This is a genomic window from Aeromicrobium sp. Leaf291, assembly GCF_001423365.1.
Lineage (GTDB): Bacteria > Actinomycetota > Actinomycetes > Propionibacteriales > Nocardioidaceae > Aeromicrobium.
In genome coordinates, this window is record NZ_LMNM01000001.1 from 1,888,244 (window position 1) to 1,909,540 (window position 21,297).

Annotated in this window: 25 protein-coding genes; 23 read left to right on the top strand and 2 right to left on the bottom strand. The window is 72.5% G+C overall.

Annotated features, from left to right (window positions below; translation table 11 throughout):
- Positions 1-3: 3 nt before the first annotated feature.
- Genes hisD through hisH form a run of 4 tightly spaced genes read left to right on the top strand, consistent with a single transcriptional unit; the run spans position 4 to position 3,690 of the window.
- On the top strand, positions 4-1,341 hold the full coding sequence (hisD, locus tag ASF35_RS09355; RefSeq protein WP_055965799.1) for a histidinol dehydrogenase: 1,338 nt from the start codon (positions 4-6) through the stop codon (positions 1,339-1,341).
- Positions 1,338-2,429 (top strand): histidinol-phosphate transaminase, encoded by a 1,092-nt coding sequence (locus ASF35_RS09360; RefSeq protein WP_055965801.1) that lies wholly within the window; start codon positions 1,338-1,340, stop codon positions 2,427-2,429. Before hisD ends, ASF35_RS09360 begins: the two co-directional genes overlap by 4 nt.
- Positions 2,426-3,028, top strand: a complete 603-nt coding sequence (gene hisB / locus ASF35_RS09365) for an imidazoleglycerol-phosphate dehydratase HisB (protein ID WP_055965803.1) — start codon at positions 2,426-2,428, stop codon at positions 3,026-3,028. Before ASF35_RS09360 ends, hisB begins: the two co-directional genes overlap by 4 nt.
- Positions 3,028-3,690, top strand: a complete 663-nt coding sequence (hisH, locus tag ASF35_RS09370) for an imidazole glycerol phosphate synthase subunit HisH (RefSeq protein WP_055965805.1) — start codon at positions 3,028-3,030, stop codon at positions 3,688-3,690. Before hisB ends, hisH begins: the two co-directional genes overlap by 1 nt.
- Positions 3,691-3,772: 82 nt before the next feature.
- Here hisH and ASF35_RS09375 read toward each other — a convergent pair whose 3' ends face one another.
- On the bottom strand, positions 3,773-4,510 hold the full coding sequence (locus ASF35_RS09375) for a DUF6498-containing protein (protein WP_055965807.1): 738 nt from the start codon (positions 4,508-4,510) through the stop codon (positions 3,773-3,775).
- Between the two features lie 59 nt (positions 4,511-4,569).
- Here ASF35_RS09375 and priA point away from each other — a divergent pair, with 59 nt between their 5' ends.
- The gene (gene priA, locus ASF35_RS09380) at positions 4,570-5,301 is read left to right on the top strand and encodes a bifunctional 1-(5-phosphoribosyl)-5-((5-phosphoribosylamino)methylideneamino)imidazole-4-carboxamide isomerase/phosphoribosylanthranilate isomerase PriA (protein WP_055965809.1); all 732 of its coding nucleotides are present in this window, start codon (positions 4,570-4,572) and stop codon (positions 5,299-5,301) included.
- 52 nt (positions 5,302-5,353) lie between these two features.
- Complete coding sequence (locus tag ASF35_RS09385; protein ID WP_055965812.1) at positions 5,354-5,857, top strand: DUF1707 domain-containing protein; 504 nt, start codon at positions 5,354-5,356, stop codon at positions 5,855-5,857.
- Between the two features lie 17 nt (positions 5,858-5,874).
- Here ASF35_RS09385 and ASF35_RS09390 read toward each other — a convergent pair whose 3' ends face one another.
- Positions 5,875-6,216, bottom strand: a complete 342-nt coding sequence (locus ASF35_RS09390; protein ID WP_055965814.1) for a hypothetical protein — start codon at positions 6,214-6,216, stop codon at positions 5,875-5,877.
- A gap of 38 nt (positions 6,217-6,254) precedes the next feature.
- Here ASF35_RS09390 and hisF point away from each other — a divergent pair, with 38 nt between their 5' ends.
- From hisF to ASF35_RS09475, 17 genes are all read left to right on the top strand, one after another.
- Positions 6,255-7,031, top strand: coding sequence for an imidazole glycerol phosphate synthase subunit HisF (gene hisF, locus ASF35_RS09395; RefSeq protein WP_055965817.1), 777 nt, complete (start codon positions 6,255-6,257; stop codon positions 7,029-7,031).
- Positions 7,021-8,928, top strand: coding sequence for an ABC transporter ATP-binding protein (locus tag ASF35_RS09400; protein ID WP_369796999.1), 1,908 nt, complete (start codon positions 7,021-7,023; stop codon positions 8,926-8,928). Before hisF ends, ASF35_RS09400 begins: the two co-directional genes overlap by 11 nt.
- On the top strand, positions 8,925-10,748 hold the full coding sequence (locus ASF35_RS09405) for an ABC transporter ATP-binding protein (RefSeq protein ID WP_055965821.1): 1,824 nt from the start codon (positions 8,925-8,927) through the stop codon (positions 10,746-10,748). Before ASF35_RS09400 ends, ASF35_RS09405 begins: the two co-directional genes overlap by 4 nt.
- 19 nt (positions 10,749-10,767) lie before the next feature.
- A complete protein-coding gene (gene hisI / locus ASF35_RS09410) occupies positions 10,768-11,106 on the top strand; it encodes a phosphoribosyl-AMP cyclohydrolase (protein WP_055965823.1) in 339 nt (112 codons plus the stop codon).
- A complete protein-coding gene (locus ASF35_RS09415) occupies positions 11,103-11,669 on the top strand; it encodes a Trp biosynthesis-associated membrane protein (RefSeq protein ID WP_055965825.1) in 567 nt (188 codons plus the stop codon). The genes hisI and ASF35_RS09415 overlap by 4 nt, the downstream gene beginning before the upstream one ends.
- 109 nt (positions 11,670-11,778) lie before the next feature.
- A complete protein-coding gene (locus ASF35_RS09420; RefSeq protein ID WP_055965828.1) occupies positions 11,779-12,969 on the top strand; it encodes a glycosyltransferase family 4 protein in 1,191 nt (396 codons plus the stop codon).
- Positions 12,966-13,742, top strand: coding sequence for a hypothetical protein (locus ASF35_RS18225; RefSeq protein WP_055965830.1), 777 nt, complete (start codon positions 12,966-12,968; stop codon positions 13,740-13,742). Before ASF35_RS09420 ends, ASF35_RS18225 begins: the two co-directional genes overlap by 4 nt.
- On the top strand, positions 13,742-14,470 hold the full coding sequence (locus ASF35_RS09430) for a sugar transferase (protein WP_055965832.1): 729 nt from the start codon (positions 13,742-13,744) through the stop codon (positions 14,468-14,470). Before ASF35_RS18225 ends, ASF35_RS09430 begins: the two co-directional genes overlap by 1 nt.
- Positions 14,471-14,556: 86 nt before the next feature.
- The gene (locus tag ASF35_RS09435) at positions 14,557-14,802 is read left to right on the top strand and encodes an HGxxPAAW family protein (protein ID WP_055965834.1); all 246 of its coding nucleotides are present in this window, start codon (positions 14,557-14,559) and stop codon (positions 14,800-14,802) included.
- Positions 14,803-14,809: 7 nt separating this feature from the next.
- Positions 14,810-15,445, top strand: a complete 636-nt coding sequence (locus ASF35_RS09440) for an RDD family protein (RefSeq protein WP_055965836.1) — start codon at positions 14,810-14,812, stop codon at positions 15,443-15,445.
- Positions 15,446-15,546: 101 nt separating this feature from the next.
- Complete coding sequence (locus ASF35_RS09445) at positions 15,547-16,029, top strand: hypothetical protein (protein ID WP_055965839.1); 483 nt, start codon at positions 15,547-15,549, stop codon at positions 16,027-16,029.
- A 25-nt stretch (positions 16,030-16,054) separates the two neighbouring features.
- Positions 16,055-16,489 (top strand): DUF2752 domain-containing protein, encoded by a 435-nt coding sequence (locus ASF35_RS09450; RefSeq protein WP_055965841.1) that lies wholly within the window; start codon positions 16,055-16,057, stop codon positions 16,487-16,489.
- A 67-nt stretch (positions 16,490-16,556) separates the two neighbouring features.
- Positions 16,557-17,363, top strand: coding sequence for an indole-3-glycerol phosphate synthase TrpC (gene trpC / locus ASF35_RS09455; protein ID WP_055965843.1), 807 nt, complete (start codon positions 16,557-16,559; stop codon positions 17,361-17,363).
- An 86-nt stretch (positions 17,364-17,449) separates the two neighbouring features.
- Positions 17,450-18,676, top strand: a complete 1,227-nt coding sequence (gene trpB, locus ASF35_RS09460) for a tryptophan synthase subunit beta (protein ID WP_055965846.1) — start codon at positions 17,450-17,452, stop codon at positions 18,674-18,676.
- Positions 18,673-19,467: a tryptophan synthase subunit alpha gene (trpA, locus tag ASF35_RS09465; RefSeq protein ID WP_055965848.1), complete on the top strand. Its 795-nt coding sequence runs from the start codon at positions 18,673-18,675 to the stop codon at positions 19,465-19,467. The genes trpB and trpA overlap by 4 nt, the downstream gene beginning before the upstream one ends.
- Complete coding sequence (gene lgt, locus ASF35_RS09470) at positions 19,464-20,300, top strand: prolipoprotein diacylglyceryl transferase (RefSeq protein WP_055965851.1); 837 nt, start codon at positions 19,464-19,466, stop codon at positions 20,298-20,300. Before trpA ends, lgt begins: the two co-directional genes overlap by 4 nt.
- 41 nt (positions 20,301-20,341) lie before the next feature.
- Complete coding sequence (locus ASF35_RS09475) at positions 20,342-21,064, top strand: VIT1/CCC1 transporter family protein (protein WP_055965853.1); 723 nt, start codon at positions 20,342-20,344, stop codon at positions 21,062-21,064.
- Positions 21,065-21,297 lie beyond the last annotated feature (233 nt).

The window sequence follows — 21,297 nt, forward strand, 5'->3', positions numbered from 1 at the left end:
TGCGTGATCAGACGCCTCGACCTCCGCCTCGACCCGACCGCCGAGCTGCCCCGTGCGCAGCAGGACGTCGAGCACGCGCTGGAGGTGGTGGCGCCCCTGTGCGAGGACGTCCGAGCCCGCGGCGAGGAGGCCGTCCTCGAGTACGGCGAACGCTTCGACGGTGTGCGCCCGGCGTCGCTGCGGGTGGCCCCGGAGCACCTGGCCGCCGCTCTCGAGGAGCTCGACCCGGCGATCCGGGCGGGTCTGGAGGAGTCCGTCGCCCGGCTGCGCGTGACGTGCGAGGCCGAGCTGGAGCAGACCGTCGTCACGACCGTGGCCGAGGGCGCGACCGTCGAGCGGCGGATCGTGCCCATGCAGCGCGTCGGCCTCTACGTGCCCGGCGGACTCGCGCCGCTGGTCAGCACCGTCGTCATGAACACGGTGCCGGCGCAGGTCGCGGGCGTCGGGTCCATCGCGCTCACGTCGCCCCCGCAGTCGGAGTTCGGCGGCCTCCCGCACCCCACGATCCTCGCGGCGTGCGCCCTGCTCGGCATCGACGAGGTGTACGCCGCCGGGGGAGCGCAGGCGCTCGCGCTGCTCGCCTACGGCAGCGTCGCCACCGGTGGCTCCGTGCGGCCCGTTGACCTCGTGACCGGTCCGGGCAACATCTACGTGGCCGCGGCCAAGCGCTACCTCCAGGGCACCGTGGCGATCGACTCCGAGGCCGGGCCCACCGAGATCGCCGTGATCGCCGACGACACGGCCGATCCCGCGTTCGTGGCGGCCGACATGATCAGCCAGTCCGAGCACGACCCGATGGCCGCGAGCGTCCTCGTGACGCCCAGCGACGCCCTCGCCGACGCGGTCACCGCCGAGCTGGAGCGCCAGGTGCCCACCGCCACGCACGCGGAGCGCATCACCACGTCGTTGGCCGGACGACAGTCCGCCATCGTGCTCGTCGACGACCTGGACCAGGCGGTCGACGTCGCGAACGCGTACGCGGCCGAGCACCTGGAGATCCAGACCGCCGACTCGGCGGCCGTCGCCGCCCGCATCGTCAACGCCGGTGCGATCTTCGTCGGCGCCTGGACGCCGGTGTCCCTCGGCGACTACGCCGCCGGGTCGAACCACGTGCTGCCCACGGCGGGCTGCGCCTGCCACTCGTCGGGACTGTCGGTGCGCGCCTTCTGCAAGAACGTGCACGTCGTCACCTACACCGAGCAGGCCCTGCGCGAGGTCGGCCACCACGTCGAGGTGCTCGCGGCTGCCGAGGACCTGCCGTCGCACGGTGCCGCCGTCGGGATCCGTACGGGATCGTCTGCCGCCCAGGGCCCGGCACCCCTGCCGGGGCGCGCCGAGTGAGCGTCCCCGACTGGGTCCCGGTGCGCGAGGAGCTCCGGGACGAGGAGCCGTACGGCGCGCCGCAGATCGACGTGCCCGTGCGCCTCAACACCAACGAGAACCCCTACGGGCCCAGCGAGGCCGCCGCCGACGACATCGCCGCGTCGGTGCGTGCCGCCGCGCTCGGGCTCAACCGGTACCCCGATCGTGAGGCGTGGTCGCTGCGGACGGCCCTCGCCGCCTACCTCACGGCGGAGGTGCCGGCGGCGGACCTCGACGCCTCACGGGTGTGGGCGGCCAACGGCTCCAACGAGGTCATGCAGCAGATCCTCCAGGCCTTCGGCGGACCCGGCCGCACGGCGCTCTCCTTCGCCCCCACGTACTCGATGTACCCCGAGTACGCGCGCAACACCCACACGAGGTGGGTGGCCGGGCAGCGCCGCGAGGACTTCGGGATCGACGCGACGGCCGCGGTCGCGCTCATCGAGGCCGAGCGGCCCGACGTCGTGTTCCTGACCTCGCCCAACAACCCCACCGGCACCGCGCTGGACCCTGCGCACACGCGGGCCGTGCTCGAGGCCGCGCCCGGTGTCGTCGTGGTCGACGAGGCCTACGCGGAGTTCCGCCGCGAGGGCACGCCGTCGGCGCTCGAGCTGCTCGAGGAGTTCCCTCGGCTCGTCGTCACGCGCACCATGAGCAAGGCCTTCGCGCTCGCCGGCGGGCGTCTGGGCTACCTGGCCGCGCACGCCGACGTCGTCGACGCGCTGCGCATCGTGCGGCTGCCGTACCACCTGTCGTCGGTCACCCAGGCCACGGCGGAGGCGGCGCTGCGCCACACCGACGAGCTGCTGGCCCAGGTCGACGCCCTGCGCGCCACGCGCGACGCGACGGCTGCCCGGCTCCGGGAGCACGGCTTCACGGTGGCCGACTCGGACGCCAACTTCATCCTGTTCGGTCCGTTCGACGACCGGCACGCCACGTGGCAGGCGCTGGTGGACCGCGGGGTCCTGATCCGCGAGACGGGCCCCCTAGGATGGCTGCGCGTCTCCATCGGGACGCCGTCCGAGATGGACGCGTTCTTCACGGCCTTGAAGGAGGTCACCTCGTGAGCAGCAGAGCAGCACGCATCGAGCGGAAGACCTCGGAGTCGCACGTCGTCGTCGAGCTCGACCTCGACGGCACCGGCAAGCACGACATCTCGACGGGTGTCGGCTTCTACGACCACATGCTCACCGCCCTCGCCCGGCACTCGCTGGTCGACCTCACCGTCAAGACCGAGGGCGACCTGCACATCGACGCCCACCACACCGTCGAGGACACCGCGATCGCCATCGGCGACGCGCTGCGCGAGGCGCTCGGCGACAAGGCCGGCATCCGTCGGTACGGCACGGCCACGATCCCCCTCGACGAGGCGATCGCCACCTGCACGGTCGACGTGTCCGGGCGGCCCTACTTCGTGCACGCGGGCGAGCCGGAGCGCCAGATCACGGTCGTGATCGGTGGCCAGTACTCCGGGTCCCTCACGTCGCACGTGCTCGAGTCGATCGCGCACCACGCGGGGCTGACGCTTCACATGACGCTGCTCGCCGGCCGCGACCCGCACCACATCGCCGAGTGCCAGTTCAAGGCGCTGGCCCGCGCGCTCCGTGAGGCGATCGAGCCCGACCCTCGGGAGACGGGCATCCCGTCGACCAAGGGCGCGCTGTAGTGACGGAGGGCACGGCGCCGGTCGCGGGGCGACCCACGGTCGCGGTCCTCGACTACGGATCGGGCAACCTCCGGTCGGCGGTGCGCGCCGTCGAGCGCGCGGGGGCGGACGTCACGCTGACGTCGGACCCTGCGGTGGCCGAGACCGCCGACGGACTGCTCGTGCCGGGCGTCGGCGCGTTCGCGGCGTGCATGGCCGGCCTGCTGGAGGTCGACGGCGAACGGATCATCGAGCGCCGGCTCATCGCCGGTCGGCCGGTGCTGGGCATCTGCGTGGGCATGCAGATCCTGTTCGGCGAGGGCATCGAGCACGGTGTCCGGACGACCGGGTGCAGGGAGTGGCCCGGCGTCGTGGAGCGTCTCCAGGCGCCGATCGTCCCGCACATGGGCTGGGACACGGTCGAGCCGCCCGAGGGCTCCCGGATGTTCGCCGGTCTCGAGGGGGAGCGGTTCTACTTCGTGCACTCCTACGGCGTGCGGCGCTGGGAGCTCGACGTCGAGGGCACGTCGTTCCGCGCGCCGCAGGTCACCTGGACCGAGTACGGGGGAGACCGCTTCGTCTCCGCCGTCGAGAACGGTCCGCTCTGGGCCACGCAGTTCCACCCCGAGAAGTCCGGCGACGCCGGCCGCCGCCTGCTCGAGAACTGGCTCGCCACCCTCTGACCCGTCAGAGGTAGGTGTCGCACCGAATCCGGCCGTCGGAGGTAGGTGTCGCACCGAATCGGGTGCTGGTGGGGTGCTAGGCCTACCGCTGGCCCGGGCCCGACCGTGGCTCGAGCGCCACGGGGTCGGCCGGCGGCGAGGATCGGTGCTCGCGCAGGTGGAAGCCCAGGTCGACGAGCGTCTTGAGGCCGCAGAGCAGGACGACGGGTCCGATCGCCTCCGCGGGACGGCCGTCGGGACCACCCAGCAGGAAGAACGCCCCGATCACCGACAGGTGCAGCACGACCATCCGCGGGTAGGGGAGCAGCATCGTGCGCGACGGGGTGGCGCGCGCACGCTCGTCGCGGCCGAACCAGTGCAGCGCGAGCGACAGCACGTGGCTCCAGACCAGCACCAGCACCGAGAGGACCCAGAAGCCCGCGCTGCCGGTGAACCCGCCGGTCGCGAAGGCCAGCACGAAGGCGAACACGCCGTGCACGAGGGTGAAGAGGCCGTAGTGGAAGGCGAAGAAGCCCGCCATGACGCGCGGGTCCGGCTCCACGCGTCGGCCGTTCAGGGTCATGGTCAGCCTCGCTGCGTCGTCCTTCGCCCGGGCCGTGGCGATCTTGACGATCGTGACGAGCCAGACGGCCACGTTCTCGATCCAGTACAGGACGAACACGTCGCCGACGCCGAGGTCGCCGCGCAGCACGCCCCAGACGGGCACGAGGTTGGCCACCACGAGCAGCACGGACGAGACGACACGCGGCAGGCCCGGGGGCAGCTGCGACCCGGCGCGCGCGACCGATCCCAGACCCAGCAGGCGGAGCAGCAGCGGCACGGCGACACCCTACGACGCCGCGATCCCCGAGGCCGAGGACCGCCGATACGATCGGCCCCGTGAGTGACTACCTGCAGCTGCTGCCCGCCGTCGACGTCAAGGGCGGCCAGGCCGTGCAGCTCGTCCAGGGGGTCGACGGCTCGGAGAAGCGGTTCGGCGACCCCGTCGAGGCGGCGCTGCGCTGGCAGTCCGCCGGCGCGGAGTGGATCCACCTGGTCGACCTCGACGCCGCCTTCGGGCACGGCCACAACCGTGACCTGCTGGCCCGGATCGTCGGCACGCTCGACATCGACGTCGAGATGTCCGGCGGCATGCGCGACGACGAGTCGCTCGCCGCCGCCATGGCCGCCGGGTGCCGGCGCGTGAACATCGGCACGGCCGCGCTCGAGCACCCCGAGTGGTGCGCGCGAGCGATCGCCGAGTGGGGCGACCGGGTGGCCATCGGGCTCGACGTCCGCGGCACGACCCTCGCCGCGCGCGGGTGGACCCGCGACGGTGGCGACCTGTACGAGACGCTCGAGCGGCTCGACGGCGAGGGCTGCGCTCGCTACGTCGTCACCGACGTCAACAAGGACGGCATGCTGCAGGGTCCGAACCTCGACCTCCTGCGCGACGTGTGCTCGCGCACCGACCGCCCGGTGGTGGCGTCCGGCGGCGTGACCACGCTGGCCGACGTCGAGGCGCTCATGGGTCTGGTCGACATCGGGGTCGAGGGCGCGATCGCCGGCACCGCCCTGTACACCGGCCAGTTCACGCTCGAGGACGCGCTCGCCCTCACGCGCGGTCGCTGAGCAGGTCCACGACGTCCGGCGCCCAGCTCCTGGGCCGTGGCACGCTGAGCCCATGACAGGGGAGTGGGACCGGCTGAGCGCCGACCCGAGCACGCCGGCGGCCGCGACCTTGCGCGCCAGCGACGCCGACCGCGACGTCGTGCTCGGCGTGCTGCGCGACGCGTACGCCGAGGGCCGGCTCGACCGTGCGGAGTACGAACGTCGCGTCGAGGGCGCCCTCGGGGTGCTCGTGGTGGCGGACGTCGTGCCCCTGCTCTCGGACCTGGTCGCTGAGCGACGCCCCGCCGGTACGGCGCGCTCCGCCCGCACCGAGGCGGAGGAGAAGGTCCGGCGTGAGTCGCGCGACTCCCGCAACGGCTGGATCGGTGTCACCGCGCTGACCACCGGGATCTGGGCGGCCACGAGCGCGGGATCGGGCGAGCTGCTCTTCTTCTGGCCGGTCTTCCCGAGCCTCGGCATCGGGTTCGGCTGGTTCATGCACCACCTCAACCGAGAGCAGCGGGTCGAGGAGCTCGAGGAGAAGATCGCCAGGAAGCGCCGCGGGCTCGAGCGCTGACGACTCGTCCGGCGGTCTCAGAGCAGGTCGGAGACCAGGGTGACCAGCCCGTAGACGGACCCGGCGAGGAGAGCCACCAGCACCAGGACGACCACGGCGCACCCCACGGTGTCGCCGAGGGTCCACTCGTCGTCGTCGGCGTCGACGCCCATGTTCGGCGGGGGCAGCGGGTACTGCTGCATGTACTGGGCCAGGTGAGCCTGCGAGCAGAAGCGGAAGGTGTCCTTCGCGCTGTCGACGAACCAGTCGTCACCCCACTCGTCCTCGTCGATCCGACGGTGCACGTTCACGACCATGGCCTCGTCGGAGGTGATGTCGATCGTCGCCCGGCAGAAGAAGCACTGGTAGGTGGTGGCCACGGCGGGAGCCTAGACGGGGGCGCCGATAGGCTCGGCGGGTGAGTCTCGCCGTGCGTGTCATCCCCTGCCTCGACGTCGACGCGGGGCGCGTCGTGAAGGGCGTCAACTTCGTCGACCTGGTCGATGCGGGCGACCCGGTCGAGATGGCACGGGTCTACGACGCCGAGGGCGCCGACGAGCTCACCTTCCTCGACATCACGGCCTCCAGCGGGGACCGCGCGACCACGTTCGACATCGTGAGCAGCACGGCCGAGCAGGTCTTCATCCCGCTCACCGTCGGCGGGGGAGTGCGCACCGTCGACGACGTCGACCGGCTGCTGCGCGCGGGCGCCGACAAGGTCGGCATCAACACCGCGGCCATCGCGCGACCCGAGGTGATCGCCGAGATCGCCCAGCGGTTCGGCAACCAGGTGCTCGTCCTCAGCGTCGACGCGCGACGTGCCCCGACGTCGGGCGAGGGCGCCCAGCCCAGCGGGTTCGAGGTCACCACGCACGGCGGCCGGCGAAGCGCCGGGATCGACGCCGTGGAGTGGGTCCGCCGAGCCGACGAGCTGGGCGTCGGCGAGGTGCTGCTCAACTCGATGGACGCCGACGGGACGAAGCAGGGCTTCGACCTGGAAATGATTCGGGCGGTCCGCGGCGTTACACAGGTGCCACTGATCGCCAGTGGTGGCGCCGGACGGCTCGAGCACTTCGCTCCTGCGGTCGAGGCCGGTGCCGACGCCGTGCTCGCCGCGAGTGTGTTCCACTTCGGCGAGCTGACCATCGGACAGGTGAAAGAGACCTTGCGAGCAGCGGGACACCGTGTCAGGTAGCGCCCCCAGGCCGGCCCAGGCCGAGGCGGTCGAGGGCGACGCAGCCCAGACCGGGGCAGCCCGGACCGAGGCGGTACCGACAGGATCGGGCCAGCTCGGATCGGCCCAGCCCGACCGGATCATGCGCCGCGGATTCGGCCTGCTCGGACGCGGCATCGGCGAGCAGAAGGCGCTGTTCGCGATCTCGGTCGTGGGCAGCGTGCTCTTCGGCGCGATGACCGTCGCCGACGCCTGGGTGCTCGGGTGGGCGACCGACAACGTCATCCGGCCGTCTTTCGAGCAGGGCGAGGTGCTGCAGGGCGCCCTCTGGACCTCGATCGCCCTGTTCCTCGGCGTGGCCGTGCTGCGGGCGCTCGGCGTCATCGCGCGGCGGCTCATCGGCGGCATCGTCTACTACCGCCTGGTCGCCACCTACCGCCGCAAGGTCACCCGTCAGTACCTCGCCCTCCCGATGTCGTGGCACCACCGCCACCCCACCGGCCAGCTGCTCTCCAACGCCAACGCCGACGTCGAGGCCACGTGGGCGGTCTTCATGCCGCTGCCGATGGCGGTCGGCGTCATCGCCATGCTCGCAGCCGCTCTCGTGGCGATGCTCGAGGCCGACTGGGTGCTCACGCTCGTGGGCCTCGTGGTGTTCCCGGCCCTGTTCGGCATCAACGTGTTCTACCAGCGCTGGCTCTCGCCCAAGGTCGCGCACGCCCAGGCCCTGCGCGGCGACCTGAGCGCCGTGGCCCACGAGTCCTTCGACGGCGCGCTGGTGGTGAAGTCGCTCGGTCGCGAGGCCGACGAGACCGCCCGCTTCGCCCGGTCCACCGAGGAGCTGCGCGACGCCAACATCGAGGTCGGGAAGATCCGCAGCATCTTCGACCCGTTGCTGGAGGCCCTGCCGAACCTCGGCATCCTCGCCGTGATCGTCCTGGGCGTCGGCCGCGTGGCCAGCGGTGCCGCCGAGCCCGGCGACGTCGTGCAGGTGGCCTACCTGTTCACCGTGGTCGCCTTCCCGGTGCGTGCCATCGGCTGGGTGCTCGGCGAGCTGCCCCGCAGCGTCGTCGGCTGGGACCGTGTCGAGAGCGTGCTGCAGGCGTCGGGGTCCATGACCTACGGCTCCGCCACCCTGCCGGGCGCAGGTGCGGTCGACCTCGACCTGCGGGGAGTCTCCTACCAGTTCGACGACGCCGTGCAGTCGGGCGAGGGCGACGACGTCCTCGACGGCGTCGAGCTGCACGTGCCGCGGGGGTCCGTCACGGCCCTCGTCGGTGCCACCGGCAGCGGCAAGAGCACCCTCACGACCCTGCTCTCGCGCCTCGTCGACCCGCGCTCCGGCACGGTCGAGCTCGACGGTCACGACGTCGCGGGCCTCACCCACCGGGCCCTGGCCGACGCGGTCGCCGTGGTCCCGCAGACCACCTTCCTGTTCGACGACTCCGTCCGTGAGAACGTCACGCTCGGGGCCGACGTCGACGACGCCGACGTCTGGGAGGCGCTGCGGACCGTCCAGGCCGACGGCTTCGTCGCCCGCCTGCCCGCGGGGCTCGACACTCAGCTCGGTGAGCGCGGGACCACCCTGTCCGGCGGGCAGCGCCAACGCCTCGCCCTGGCGCGCGCCCTCGTGCGGCGGCCCCGGCTGCTGGTCATGGACGACGCCACGAGCGCCGTGGACCCCGAGGTCGAGCAGCGCATCCTGCGCGCCCTGGCCGATCGCACGGCCGACGGGGGCGGGCCGACGGTCCTCGTCGTGGCGTACCGCAAGGCCACCATCGCCCTGGCCGACGAGGTCGTGCTGCTCGACGGCGGACGGGTGGCCGAGCGTGGCACCCACGCCGAGCTCATGGCGGGGTCGGCGGTCTACCGCGACCTCGTCGACGCGTACGACCAGGCGAGGGAGGCACAGGCATGACCGCCACGAGCACCGAGGTGAGCCTGCCGGGCGTCACCACCGTCCGGGCGTCCGGTCGCGAGATCGTGCGCCGCGGCCTCGCGCTGTCGCCGGCCATCAAGGACGGCCTGGGACTCACGCTGCTGCTCGCCGTGCTGAGCACGGTGGGCGGCTCGGTGGTGCCCGTGGTCATCCAGCGCACGGTGGACTCGGGGCTGGGTGACGGGGGAGAGACGACCCTGTCCGCCATCGGTCCCTACCTGCTCGGCGCGCTCGTGCTCGTCCTGCTGACGGCGGTCGTCGCCTACTGGATGCGCGTGCGCCTGTTCGTGGCGAGCGAGCGCGGCCTCGCCGAGCTGCGTGTCACGGCGTTCCGCCACGTGCACGACCTCTCGATGCTCACGCAGAACGCCGAGCGCCGGGGCGTCCTCGTCTCGCGGGTGACGTCCGACATCGACCAGGTGTCCCTGTTCCTGCAGTTCACCGGCATCATGATCGTCATCAGCCTCGGCCAGATGCTCGTCGCGACGGTCATCATGGCGTTCTACTCCTGGCAGCTGACCCTCGTCGTCTGGCTGTGCTTCCTCCCGCTCGCGGCCAGCCTGAAGTACTTCGCCGCACGGCTGAGCCGCGCCTACGACACCGTGCGCCGGACCGTCGGCGAGATGCTCGCCGTCGTGGCCGAGCCGGTCGTCGGTGCCTCCGTGGTCAAGGCGCACGCCATCGAGGACCGCACGCAGGCCAGGGTCGACGCGGGCATCCAGCGCAACCTCGACGCCAACGTCCGCGCCCAGAAGCTCGTGGCGGTCACGTTCGCCTCCGCCGGCCTCGTGGGCGGGCTCGCGAACGCCGGTGCCGTGGCCGTCGGAGTGGTCCTCGGCGTGGCCGGTGGCCTGTCGATGGGGACCGTCATCGCGTTCGCGTTCCTCGTCGGTCTGCTCGTGGGGCCCGCGCAGATGGCCACGCAGGTCCTGACCGAGGCGCAGAACGCCATCGCCTCGTGGCGGCGGGTCATCGAGCTGCTCGACACCCCGGCCGACGTGGTCGACCCCGGTCCCGACGGGGTCGGTCTGCCCGACGAGGTGCTCGGCGCCCGGTTCGAGCACGTCGCGTTCGCCTACCCCGACGGCCCGGAGGTGCTCAGCGACGTCGACGTCACGATCCAGCCGCGCCAGCGCGTGGCGGTGGTGGGCGAGACGGGCTCGGGCAAGACGACCTTCGCCAAGCTGCTCACCCGCCTCATGGACCCGGTGCGCGGGACGGTGCGGCTCGGCGACACCGACATCGCGCGGGTCTCCTTCGACGAGCTGCGGCGCCACGTGCTCATGGTCCCCCAGGAGGGCTTCCTGTTCGACGCGACGTTGCGCGAGAACCTGCTGTACGGGCGCGACGACGCGACGGACGTCGAGCTCGTCGCCGCGGTCGACGACCTCGGCCTCACCGACTGGTTCGCGGGGCTGCCGCACGGGTTGGACACACGCGTGGGGCAGAGGGGCGAGTCGCTGTCGGCGGGGGAGCGCCAGCTCGTCGCGCTGGTGCGCTCGGCCCTGGCCGACCCCGACTTCCTCGTGCTCGACGAGGCCACGAGTGCGGTCGACCCGCAGACCGAGCTGCGTGCCACGCGTGCGCTGGAGACCCTGCTCGAGGGACGCACGAGCGTCACGATCGCGCACCGGCTCAGCACGGCGGAGAACGCCGACCGCGTGCTGGTGTTCGACGCGGGCCGCCTCGTCGAGGACGGGTCGCACGACGAGCTGGTCGACGCCGGGGGCGTGTACGCCCGGCTGCACGCCAGCTGGGTGGCGCAGGCCTCGCTCGGGATCGTGCCGGCGGCCGAGTGACCTCTGGGAGGATGGCACCGTGACCTCACTCGACCCAGCCGTGGCCGCCCGGCTCAAGCGCGATCCCGCGGGGCTGGTCCCCGCCGTGGTGCAGGACGCCGGCACGCGCGACGTCCTCATGGTCGGGTGGATGGACGACGAGGCGCTGCACCGCACGCTCACGACCGGCCGGGGGACCTACTGGAGCCGCAGCCGCCAGGAGTACTGGGTCAAGGGCGAGACGTCCGGCCACACCCAGGCCGTGCGCGAGGTGCGGCTCGACTGCGACGGCGACACGCTGCTGGTCGTGGTCGAGCAGGAGGGGCCGGCCTGCCACACCGGCGCGACCACCTGCTTCGACGCGGACCGGTTGCTGTGACGGCTGCGTCCGGACGGCGTCTGTACGCGCCGGTGGTGCTCGGCCTGCTGGCGGTGGGTGGAGTCACCTGGCTGGCACTCGGCCGCACCTGGGCCAGCACCCGGCTGGCCCCGACGGGCCTGCCGCCCGACACGATCGTGGTCACGGGCCGCGACGTCGCCCCGCTGGCCGCCGCCCTGGCCGTCGTCGTGGTCACGGCGGCGCTCGCCGTGCTCGCGACCCGCGGGCGCGGGCGGCTCGTCGTCGGTCTCTTCGTCGTCGTGCTCGGACTCGGCGGTGCTGCCGTGTGCCTGGTCTCGGCGGCCGACGTCGACGCGTCGTTGTCCTCGGCCGCCGAGCAGTCCCCGGCCTTCACGGGCCAGGACCTCGGAGCCGTCTCGAGGTCGTCGTGGTCCTACGTCGCGGCCGCGGGGTTCCTGCTCGCGACCGGCCTCGGTGCCGTGACCGTCCGGCACGGCAGGTCGTGGCCCGCCATGAGCGGCCGGTACGACGCGCCGTCGCGCTCACGCGTCGACGACGACCCGTGGAAGGCGCTCGACGAGGGACGCGACCCCACGCTCTGAGCCATGCGGGACGAGAGTCCTGAATTCACCTGGAGGACTCGTAACTCCCGGGTGCACCCGTCGTTGAGATCTTCGACACCGACGAGCGGTGACGACGGTTGGAGGTCCGATGCGCGTACTCGTGCACGACTTCAGCGGGCATCCCTTCCAGGCCCAGCTGAGCCGGGAGCTCGCGCGGCGTGGCCACGACGTCACCCACTCCACCTGCAACGCCTACGTCTCGGGGAAGGGTCGACTCGAGTCCGCGGAGGGTGAGTCGATCACCTTCGAGACCGTGGGCGACGGCATCGTGTTCGACAAGAGCCGCTTCGTCCAGCGTCTGCTCCTCGAGCTGAGGCTGGGGTTCGAGCTGGTCCGCCACGTCCGACGCGTCCGTCCCGACGTCGCCCTCATGTCCAACGTCCAGATCCCGACCCTGGTGGTCTTCGCGGCCGCGATGCTCGTGCTGCGCCAGCCGTGGGTGCTCTGGCACCAGGACGTGTACTCCGTGGCGGTGCGGTCCTTCGCCGGCGCGAAGCTCTCACGCTCCTTCCGTGCGGTGGCGGTGGGCTTCGAGGTCGCCGAGCGGTGGACGTCGCGCCGCGCCCGCGAGATCGTCGTCATCGCCGAGTCCTTCGTGCCCGTGCACGCGGGATGGGGCACGGCCGACAAGGTCACGGTCATCGCGAACTGGGCCCCGCTCGACGAGATCGTGCCCTGTCCGCGCAAGAACGACTGGGCGGTCGAGAACGAGCTCGACGACGTCGACACGATCCTGTACTCCGGGACCCTCGGGCTCAAGCACGACCCCGCGCTGCTGGTCCAGCTCACCGCCGCGGTGCGCGAGCGCGGCCGCGAGGTCCGGCTGGTCGTCGTGAACGAGGGGCCCGCCGTCCCGGTCCTGCAGGCCGAGGCCGCCGCGCTCGACGTCCCGCTCACGCTGCTGCCGTTCCAGCCCTACGACCGGCTCCCGGAGGTGTTGGCCAGCGGTGACGTGCTCGTGGTCCTCCTCGACCAGCAGGCGGGTGCGTTCTCCGTCCCGTCCAAGACGCTGTCCTACCTGTGCGCCGGTCGTCCCGTCGTGGGACTGATGCCCGAGGAGAACGCCGCCTCCGGGCTGGTGCGCCGGGCCGGCGGGCACGTCGGCCGGCCCGACACCGCCTCGCTCCCGGCGGCGGCCGCGTGGGTCGACCAGCTCCTGGCCGAGCCCGGACGCCGCGACGAGGTCGGTGCCGAGGCTCGCGACCTCGCCGAGCAGGAGTTCTCCCTGGCCTCGTGCGCCGACCGCTTCGAGTCCGTGCTGCTGCGGAGCGCGCGATGAGTGCCGCGACGCGGGCCGTCACCGGTCTCGACGTCGGGGTGCGTGACGTGTCGCGGCCCACCGGCGTGCCGCTGGTCGTCGTCGGACCGTTGACCCGCACGGGCCGTGAGCTGGCCGACCGGCACGGCGGGCCGGTGCTCTCCGTCTCGCGCGGCGCGACCGACGCGGCGACCCTGCGGGCCGCCGGCGCCGACGTGGTCGACGTGGCCGGCGACGAGCTCGCCACGCTGCTCCGTGACGTCGAGTCCGTGGACGTCGCGGTCTGCGCGCTCGGACCGGTGCACCCGGGTCCGGTGGACCTCGTGGGTGACACCGCGGCGACGGAGCGCGACCTCGCCTTCCTGCGCCGGGTGCTGGACGCGGCGGCCGGTCGTCCGGTCCGGCTCGTCCTCGTGTCCTCCGTCGTGGCGCTGGCACCCACGCCCGACCGGCGCTACTACGGGGGCTTCAAGTCCCTGGTGGAGCAGGCACTCGTGGCGCTCGTCGCCGAGCACCCCGCCGCGCGCCTCGACGTCCTCTACCCGGGACGTCTCGTCGCCGGCGGCGAGCGCACCCGTCCTTGGCACCGCCTCCACGCCGGTTTCTCCGGCCTCGCGGTCCGCGTCGAGCGATGCCTGCAGGACCGGGCAGCGCGAGCCGGGCGTCGCCGCGTCGTGGGCCTGGACGCCCGTCTGTGGCTGCTCGTGCGGTCCCTCTCACTCGTCGTCTCGGGCGCTCTGCCCGGGCGGATCGACCCACCCCTCGAGCTTGTCGGCACCAAGGAGACCTCCTGATGTGGAAGAAGCGTTCGCTCGACCTGCTGCTGACCGTGGCCGGAGCCGTCGTCTGGGTCCCGGTCGTCCTCACGGTGGCCCTGGCCGTCCTCGTGTCGGAGGGGCGCCCGGTGTTCTACCGGTCACGCCGCCGGGTGAGCGTCGACGAGGTCGTGCTGCTGACCAAGTTCCGCACGATGGTGCGCAACGCCGACAAGCTCGTGAACCGTGAGACCGTGCCGGTCGCGTCCGACACCCGCTTCCTCAACATCCCGGCCGACTCACCGCTCTACACCCGGATCGGTCGCTTCGTGGAGCGCTTCGCGCTCACCGAGCTGCCGCAGCTCTGGCACGTCCTGCGCGGCGACATGAGCGTGGTGGGCAACCGTCCGCTGCCGCAGAACGTCATCGACTGCCTCCGCGAGGAGTACCCGCAGGTCTCCGACCGGTTCCTGACGCGTGCCGGCCTGACCGGCCCGGCCCAGCTCGTCGGCCGCGAGGCGCTCACCGACGGCGAGCGCCTCGAGCTGGAGGCGGCCTACTGCCGCGCCTGCCTCAACGGCTACCAGGCGAAGCTCGACGTCGTGATCCTGGCCGCGACGATCTTCGGGGTCCTCGGCATCGGCAAGCAGCTCGGCCGCCGCGACGTGATGGACCTGATCGCGCGTCACTCCGGCCGCCCCCGCAGCGCCGCCGTCCTGGCGCCCGCTCCCGCGTCCTCGGTGCTCGCACGGTCGCAGCCGTCCTGAGCGACGCCCTCCGGGGCGCACCGGCCGACGCCGATGCGCCCCGGTAGGCTGTCGCCCGTCGTCCCCCTCGCAGGAGAGAGAGCTGCATGTCGCACGGATCGTCGCCCGCGTCCTGGACCGCCGTCCTGGTCTGCCTCGCAGGCTTCACCATCGGCGGGATCGCTCTGATCCCCGAGCCGCACTGGGTGCCCTTCACGATCGGTGTCGTGCTCGCGGTCGCCGCGGGTCCGATCGGCCTGATCATGTCGCGCATGGGTCTGGGCGCCGAGCGCGCACCCGGCCACGGTGACCGGCCGCACGGCGTCGACGAGCACCGCGCGACGACCGACTGACGCTCCCATGAGCCCCGACGTGCCCCAGGGGCCCCGTTACCCGAGCTACCCGGGGGAGCAGCAGCCCGGCGGTGCCGGCCCGACGCACGGCACGCCCTGGTCGCCGCCCGCGCAGCCGGACGTCCGTGCGGGCGTCCAGCCTGGCGCGCCGGCCTTCCCTGGCCAGGCGGACCGCTCGGTCCCGGAGGAGCCCGCGGGGTGGTGGATCCGCGTGCTCGCGTCGTTCGTCGACGGACTCATCGTGCTGGCGCTGTCGATCGTGCCGATCGTCGGCGGGTTCGTGCTGCTCTTCGTCGACGCCGACTACGACGAGGTCACCGACGAGTTCACGAACACCAACCCGTGGGGACTCGTGGTCGTCGGGCTCGGGTTCGTCCTGTACCTCGGGTTCGACCTGTGGAACCGAGGTCTGAGGGTCGGGTACCGCGGACAGAGCCTCGGCAAGCAGCTGGTGGGCGTGCACGTCGTCGGACGTGACGGCGCACCGGTCGGCGCCCTCGAGGGATTCTTCCGGTGGCTCGTCGCCGGTCTGCTGCAGTGGACCTTCATCGGCCTGCTCGTCGACCTGCTCTGGCCCCTGTGGGACGGGCGCAAGCAGACCGTGCACGACAAGGCGATCAACACCTACCCCGTGCGTCGCTGACGTCGGGACACGCCGCGCGGCCGGACGTTGGACGTTCTGCCCAGTCCACGCTTGGATGGACACGAGCCGGGGCGACACCCGGCCCGACCGGAAGAGGACCCATGGAGCCGTTCCCCGCAAGCCCCGAGCCCGAGTACCGTCCCAACGCCAAGGGTCCGGCCCCGGCGTCGGTGCAGAACGCCGTCAAGCTGATCTGGGTCAGCGTCGGCCTCAGCCTGATCTCGACCGTCCTGACCTTCACGATGATCGACGACCTGGTGGACCAGGCCATCGAGAGCGCCGGTTCCGGAACGACCCTGGACCGCGACGCCGCTCGCGCCGGCGTGATGATCAGTCTCGTCATCGGCGTCGTCATCGGCGTCGCCCTCGCCGCGATGTTCGCCTACTTCATCGGCAAGGGCGCCAACTGGGCGCGCATCGTCTACACCGTGCTGGGCGTCATCGGCGTGCTCTTCGGCCTGATGGGCCTGGGCAACCAGCCTGCGCTGCTGCTGGTCCTGTCGATCATCAGCACCCTGCTGACGATCGCCACCGTCTTCCTGCTGTTCCGACCGGAGTCCAACGCCTACTTCAAGAAGGTCTGATCTCCGCGGCGAGACCCGGTTCCTCGTGACGCCGGCACGCGACCTGCTCCGGTCGGGCCCCCTGTGGGGTGGCCTGGCCGGAGCAGTCGTGCTGGGGGTGGTGGCGGTGCGGGACCCGCACGTCCCGGGCGCCTTCGGCGCCTGTCCGTTCCTCGCAGCGACGGGTCTGCCCTGCGCGGGGTGCGGTGGGCTGCGTGCCACGCACGACCTGCTCCACGGCGACGTGGGTGCGGCGCTGGCCCAGAACGCGCTCGCGGTCGGGCTGGTGCTCCTCGCGGCGGTCGCCTGGACGCGGTGGGCCGTCCGAGCCGCCGGGAGGGGGCCGGCCCGCGTCTCGGGCCCCGGCGCCACCACCACGTCGACGGGTGTCTCGTCGACGTTGCTCCTCGTCGTGGGCGTGGTCGTCGTGGTCTTCACCCTCGTGCGGTGGACCCCTGCAGGGGGAGTGCTCGGACCCTGACCGACCCGCGGGGTCGGTGCGGTCTACCCTGGAGGGCAGGAGAAGTGCCGACGACGAGGAGGTGGCCATGACCGTGCTCGACGACATCCTCGAGGGCGTCGCGGCCGACCGCGCCGCACGTCAGGCCACGTGCTCGCTCGACCAGCTCAAGGAGCAGGCGCTGCGCCAGCCCCCGGCGCTCGACCCGATGCCGGCGTTCCGGGCCGACGGCGTGAGCGTCATCGCCGAGGTCAAGCGCTCCAGCCCGAGCAAGGGCGCGCTCGCCGCGATCAAGGACCCCGCCGCGCTCGCCTGCGACTACGCCGCCGGCGGAGCGGCCGCCATCAGCGTGCTCACCGAGCAGCGCCGCTTCGACGGCAGCCTCGACGACCTGCGCGCGGTGCGTGCCCAGGTCGACGTGCCGCTGCTGCGCAAGGACTTCATGACGACCTCCTACGAGCTGTGGGAGGCCCGCGCCGCCGGTGCCGACATGGCCCTGCTCATCGTCGCGGCGCTCGACCAGGAGGCCCTCGTGAGCCTCGTCGAGCGCGCCCGGTCCATCGGCCTCACGCCTCTCGTGGAGGTCCACGACGAGGAGGAGGTCGAGCGGGCGCTCGACGCCGGAGCGCAGCTCGTCGGCGTCAACGCGCGCGACCTCAAGACGCTCGAGGTCAAGCGCGACACCTTCGAACGTCTGGCCCCACGGATCCCCGACGGTGTGGTCCGGGTCGCCGAGTCCGGCGTGCGCGGTCCGCACGACGTGCTCGAGTACGCCCGCGCCGGTGCCCACGTGGTGCTGGTCGGCGAGACCCTCGTACGGGGCGACGACCCGCGGGCCACGGTCGCCGACCTCGTGGCCGCCGGCGCCCACCCCGCCCTGCAGCAGAGGTCCTGACGTGGTCACGACGCCACTGCGGCGATGGTGACGGTCGCCGCGACCCCACCGTCACCCACCGCGCAGCCACGCCAGAGAAGGACCTCATGACCTACGTACAGCCGGACGCCACCGGCCACTTCGGCCGCTTCGGCGGTCGCTTCATGCCCGAGGCGCTCGTCGCGCCCCTCGACGAGCTGGCCGAGGCCTGGGCCGACGCGCAGGCCGACCCCGCGTTCATCGGCGAGCTCGACCGGATGTTCCGCGAGTACGCGAACGTGCCCAGCCCCCTCTACGAGGCGAGCCGGTTCTCCGAGGCCGTCGGCGCACGGGTGCTGCTCAAGCGCGAGGACCTCAACCACACCGGTGCGCACAAGATCCGCAACGTCCTCGGGCAGGCTCTCCTGGCCAAGCGGATCGGCAAGCCGCGAGCCATCGCCGAGACCGGCGCCGGTCAGCACGGCGTGGCGTCGGCCACTGCGTGCGCCTACCTCGACCTCGACTGCACCGTCTACATGGGCGAGGTCGACACCGAGCGCCAGGCGCTCAACGTCGCACGGATGAAGATGCTCGGCGCCGAGGTCGTGCCGGTCACCACCGGCAGTCGCACCCTGAAGGACGCGATCAACGAGGCCCTGCGCGACTGGGTGGCCAGCGTCGACCACACGTCCTACCTGTTCGGCACCGCCGCGGGCCCGCACCCGTTCCCATCGATGGTGCGCGACCTGACCCGCGGCATCGGTGACGAGGCCCGTCGCCAGGTCCTCGAGCTGACCGGCCGGCTGCCCGACGCGGCCGTGGCCTGCGTGGGTGGCGGGTCCAACGCCATCGGCCTCTTCACGGCGTTCATCGACGACCCCGACGTCCAGCTGCTGGGCGTCGAGGCCGGTGGCGACGGCTACGAGACGGGCCGGCACGCGTCGCCCATCACCGCCGGCGACGTCGGCGTGCTGCACGGCGCCCGCTCCTACCTGCTGCAGGACGAAGACGGCCAGACCATGGAGTCGCACTCCATCTCGGCCGGGCTCGACTACCCGGGCGTGGGGCCGGAGCACTCCTACCTCGCGTCCATCGGCCGCGCCCGGTACGTGCCCGCCACCGACGCCGAGGCCATGTCCGCCTTCGACCTGCTCTGCAAGACCGAGGGCATCATCCCGGCGATCGAGACCGCCCACGCCCTCGCCGGTGCGGTGACGCTGGCGAAGGAGCTCGGACCGGACGCCACCATCCTGGTCAACCTCTCGGGCCGCGGCGACAAGGACGTGCACACCGCCGCCGAGTACTTCGGCCTCCTGGACGGCCCGGTCGTGCTCGAGGAAGGCGTGGAGGAGTGAGCGGGATCGACGCCCTGTTCGAGCGCACGCGTGCCGACGACCGCGCCGCCCTCGTGGGGTACCTTCCCGCCGGCTTCCCCGACGTGGACACGTCGGTCGCCGCGCTGACGGCGATGGTCGAGGGCGGGTGCGACCTCGTCGAGATCGGCCTGCCGTACAGCGACCCCGTCATGGACGGCCCCACCATCCAGGCCGCGGCCGAGACCGCGCTCGCGAACGGGTTCCGCACGAGCCAGGCCTTCGACGTCGTGCGACGTGTCGCCGGGACCGGCGCCCCCACGGTCGTCATGACCTACTGGAACCCGGTCGAGCGGTACGGCGTCGACCGCTTCGCCGCCGACCTCGCCGCAGCCGGGGGAGCCGGGCTGATCACGCCCGACCTCATCCCCGACGAGGCCGCCGAGTGGGAGGCGGCGTCGCGCGAGCACGGGCTGGACCGCACGTACCTCGTGGCGCCGTCCTCGACCGACGCGCGGCTCGCGATGACCGCCGACGCGGCGAGCGGCTTCATCTACGCGACCGCCGTCATGGGGGTCACGGGTCAGCGTCAGGAGACCAGCTCGCTGGCCCCCGAGCTCGTCGCGCGTCTGCGCAAGGTCACCGACAAGCCGGTGGGCGTCGGTCTGGGCGTCAGCAACGGCGCCCAGGCCCACGAGATCGCCCAGTACGCCGACGCGGTCATCGTCGGCTCGGCTTTCGTGCGGCTGCTGCTCGACGCGCCCGACGCCGAGAGCGGGGTCGCCGCCGTCGGCGAGCTGGCCCGTGAGTTGCGGGCAGGAGTCGTCCGATGACCGTGTCGTCCGTCGCGGGCCTCGCGACCTCCATCCCCAGCCCGTCGACCGGCGTGTGGGAGGTCGGACCCTTCCCGCTGCGCGCCTACGCCCTGGGCATCATCGTCGGCGCCCTGCTCGCGATCTGGATCGGCGAACGCCGCCTCCAGGCCCGCGGCGGGCGCGAGGGTGCCATCAGCGACATCGCGATCTGGGCCATCCCGTTCGGCATCGTCGGCGCGCGGATCTACCACGTCGTCACCGACCCCGAGCTGTACTTCGGCGAGGGGCGCCGAGCGATCGAGGCGCTCTACATCTGGAACGGCGGCCTCGGCATCTGGGGTGCCATCGCCGGTGGTGCGCTCGGCGTGTGGATCGCCTGTCGCCGCTACGACCTGTCGTTCCTGGCCGTGGCCGACGCGCTCGCGCCGGGGCTCCTCGTGGCCCAGGCCGTCGGTCGCATCGGCAACTACTTCAACTCCGAGCTCTTCGGCCGTCCCACCGACGTGCCGTGGGCGCTCGAGATCGCGCCGCAGAACCGCCCCGACGGGTACGAGCAGTTCGCGACGTTCCACCCCACCTTCCTGTACGAGATGATCTGGAACCTCGCCGCCGCGGCGCTCATCGTCGCGATCGACCGTCGGGTCCGCCTCACGGGCGGTCGGGCGTTCGCGCTCTACGTGATGCTCTACACCGCCGGCCGGTTCTGGATCGAGCAGCTGCGGATCGACACCGCGAACGAGTTCCTCGGCGTCCGGCTGAACGTGTTCACCTCGGTCATCGTGTTCGTGGGTGCACTGGCGTACTTCCTCCTGGCGCGTCGCCGCGGCCGCACCGCCGCAGACGCCGCCTAGCCGCTCCGGTTCGCACCGGGTGCAGGCGTAGGTTTCGTCCCATGAGCACCCCTGAACCGCTGCCGGACCCGGGCGCGGTCTCCCACGAGCACCCGGACGTCAACGGCGGGTGGCTGAGGCCCGCCGTCTTCGGGGCCATGGACGGCCTCGTGTCGAACTTCGCGCTCATCATGGGCGTCACCGGAGGCAGCACCGAGCGCGCCCCGGTGATCATCGCCGGCCTGGCGGGCCTGGCCGCCGGCGCGTTCTCGATGGCGGCCGGTGAGTACACGTCCGTCGCGAGCCAGCGCGAGCTGGCCCAGGCCCAGCTCGCGGTGGAGCGCGACGAGATCGTGCGCAACGGCCCGGCCGAGGAGGCCGAGCTGGCGGCCACCTTCATGGCCAAGGGTGTCGACGAGACCACCGCGCGAGAGGTGGCCCGGCAGGTGCACCTCGACCTGGACCACGCGGTCGCCGTGCACGCCGCGGAGGAGATGGGCATCGACGCCGACGTGCTGCCCTCGCCGATGGTCGCGGCCATGTCGTCGTTCGGGGCCTTCACCGTCGGGGCCCTGATCCCGCTCCTGCCGCTCGTGCTGGGGGCGAGCTCGTCGGTCCCGACCATCGTCGTGTCGCTGCTGGCGCTGTTCGGCTGCGGCGCGATCGTCACGAGGGTGACGAGCCGCGCCTGGTGGTACGGCGGGCTGCGGCAGCTCGTGCTCGGCGGAGCCGCGGCCGGCATCACCTACCTCATCGGCGAGGCGGTGGGGACCCAGCTCGGGTGACGCGGGACCGGTCGGCCCTGCTCGCTCCCGGGTCGTCGTGCCTGTACAGTGACGATGCTGTCCTGGGCCAACGTCGTCCCACGGTCGGGCCACCGCATCGGTGGTCCAGCACCCATCCATGATGACGCGAGAAGGGACCTCTCGGTGAGCGCATCCATTCCTCCTGAGCTCCAGCAGCCCGGCACGGTCGGCCCGACGTTCTCGGCCCCCACGTTCTCGGCCCCCAAGTTCTC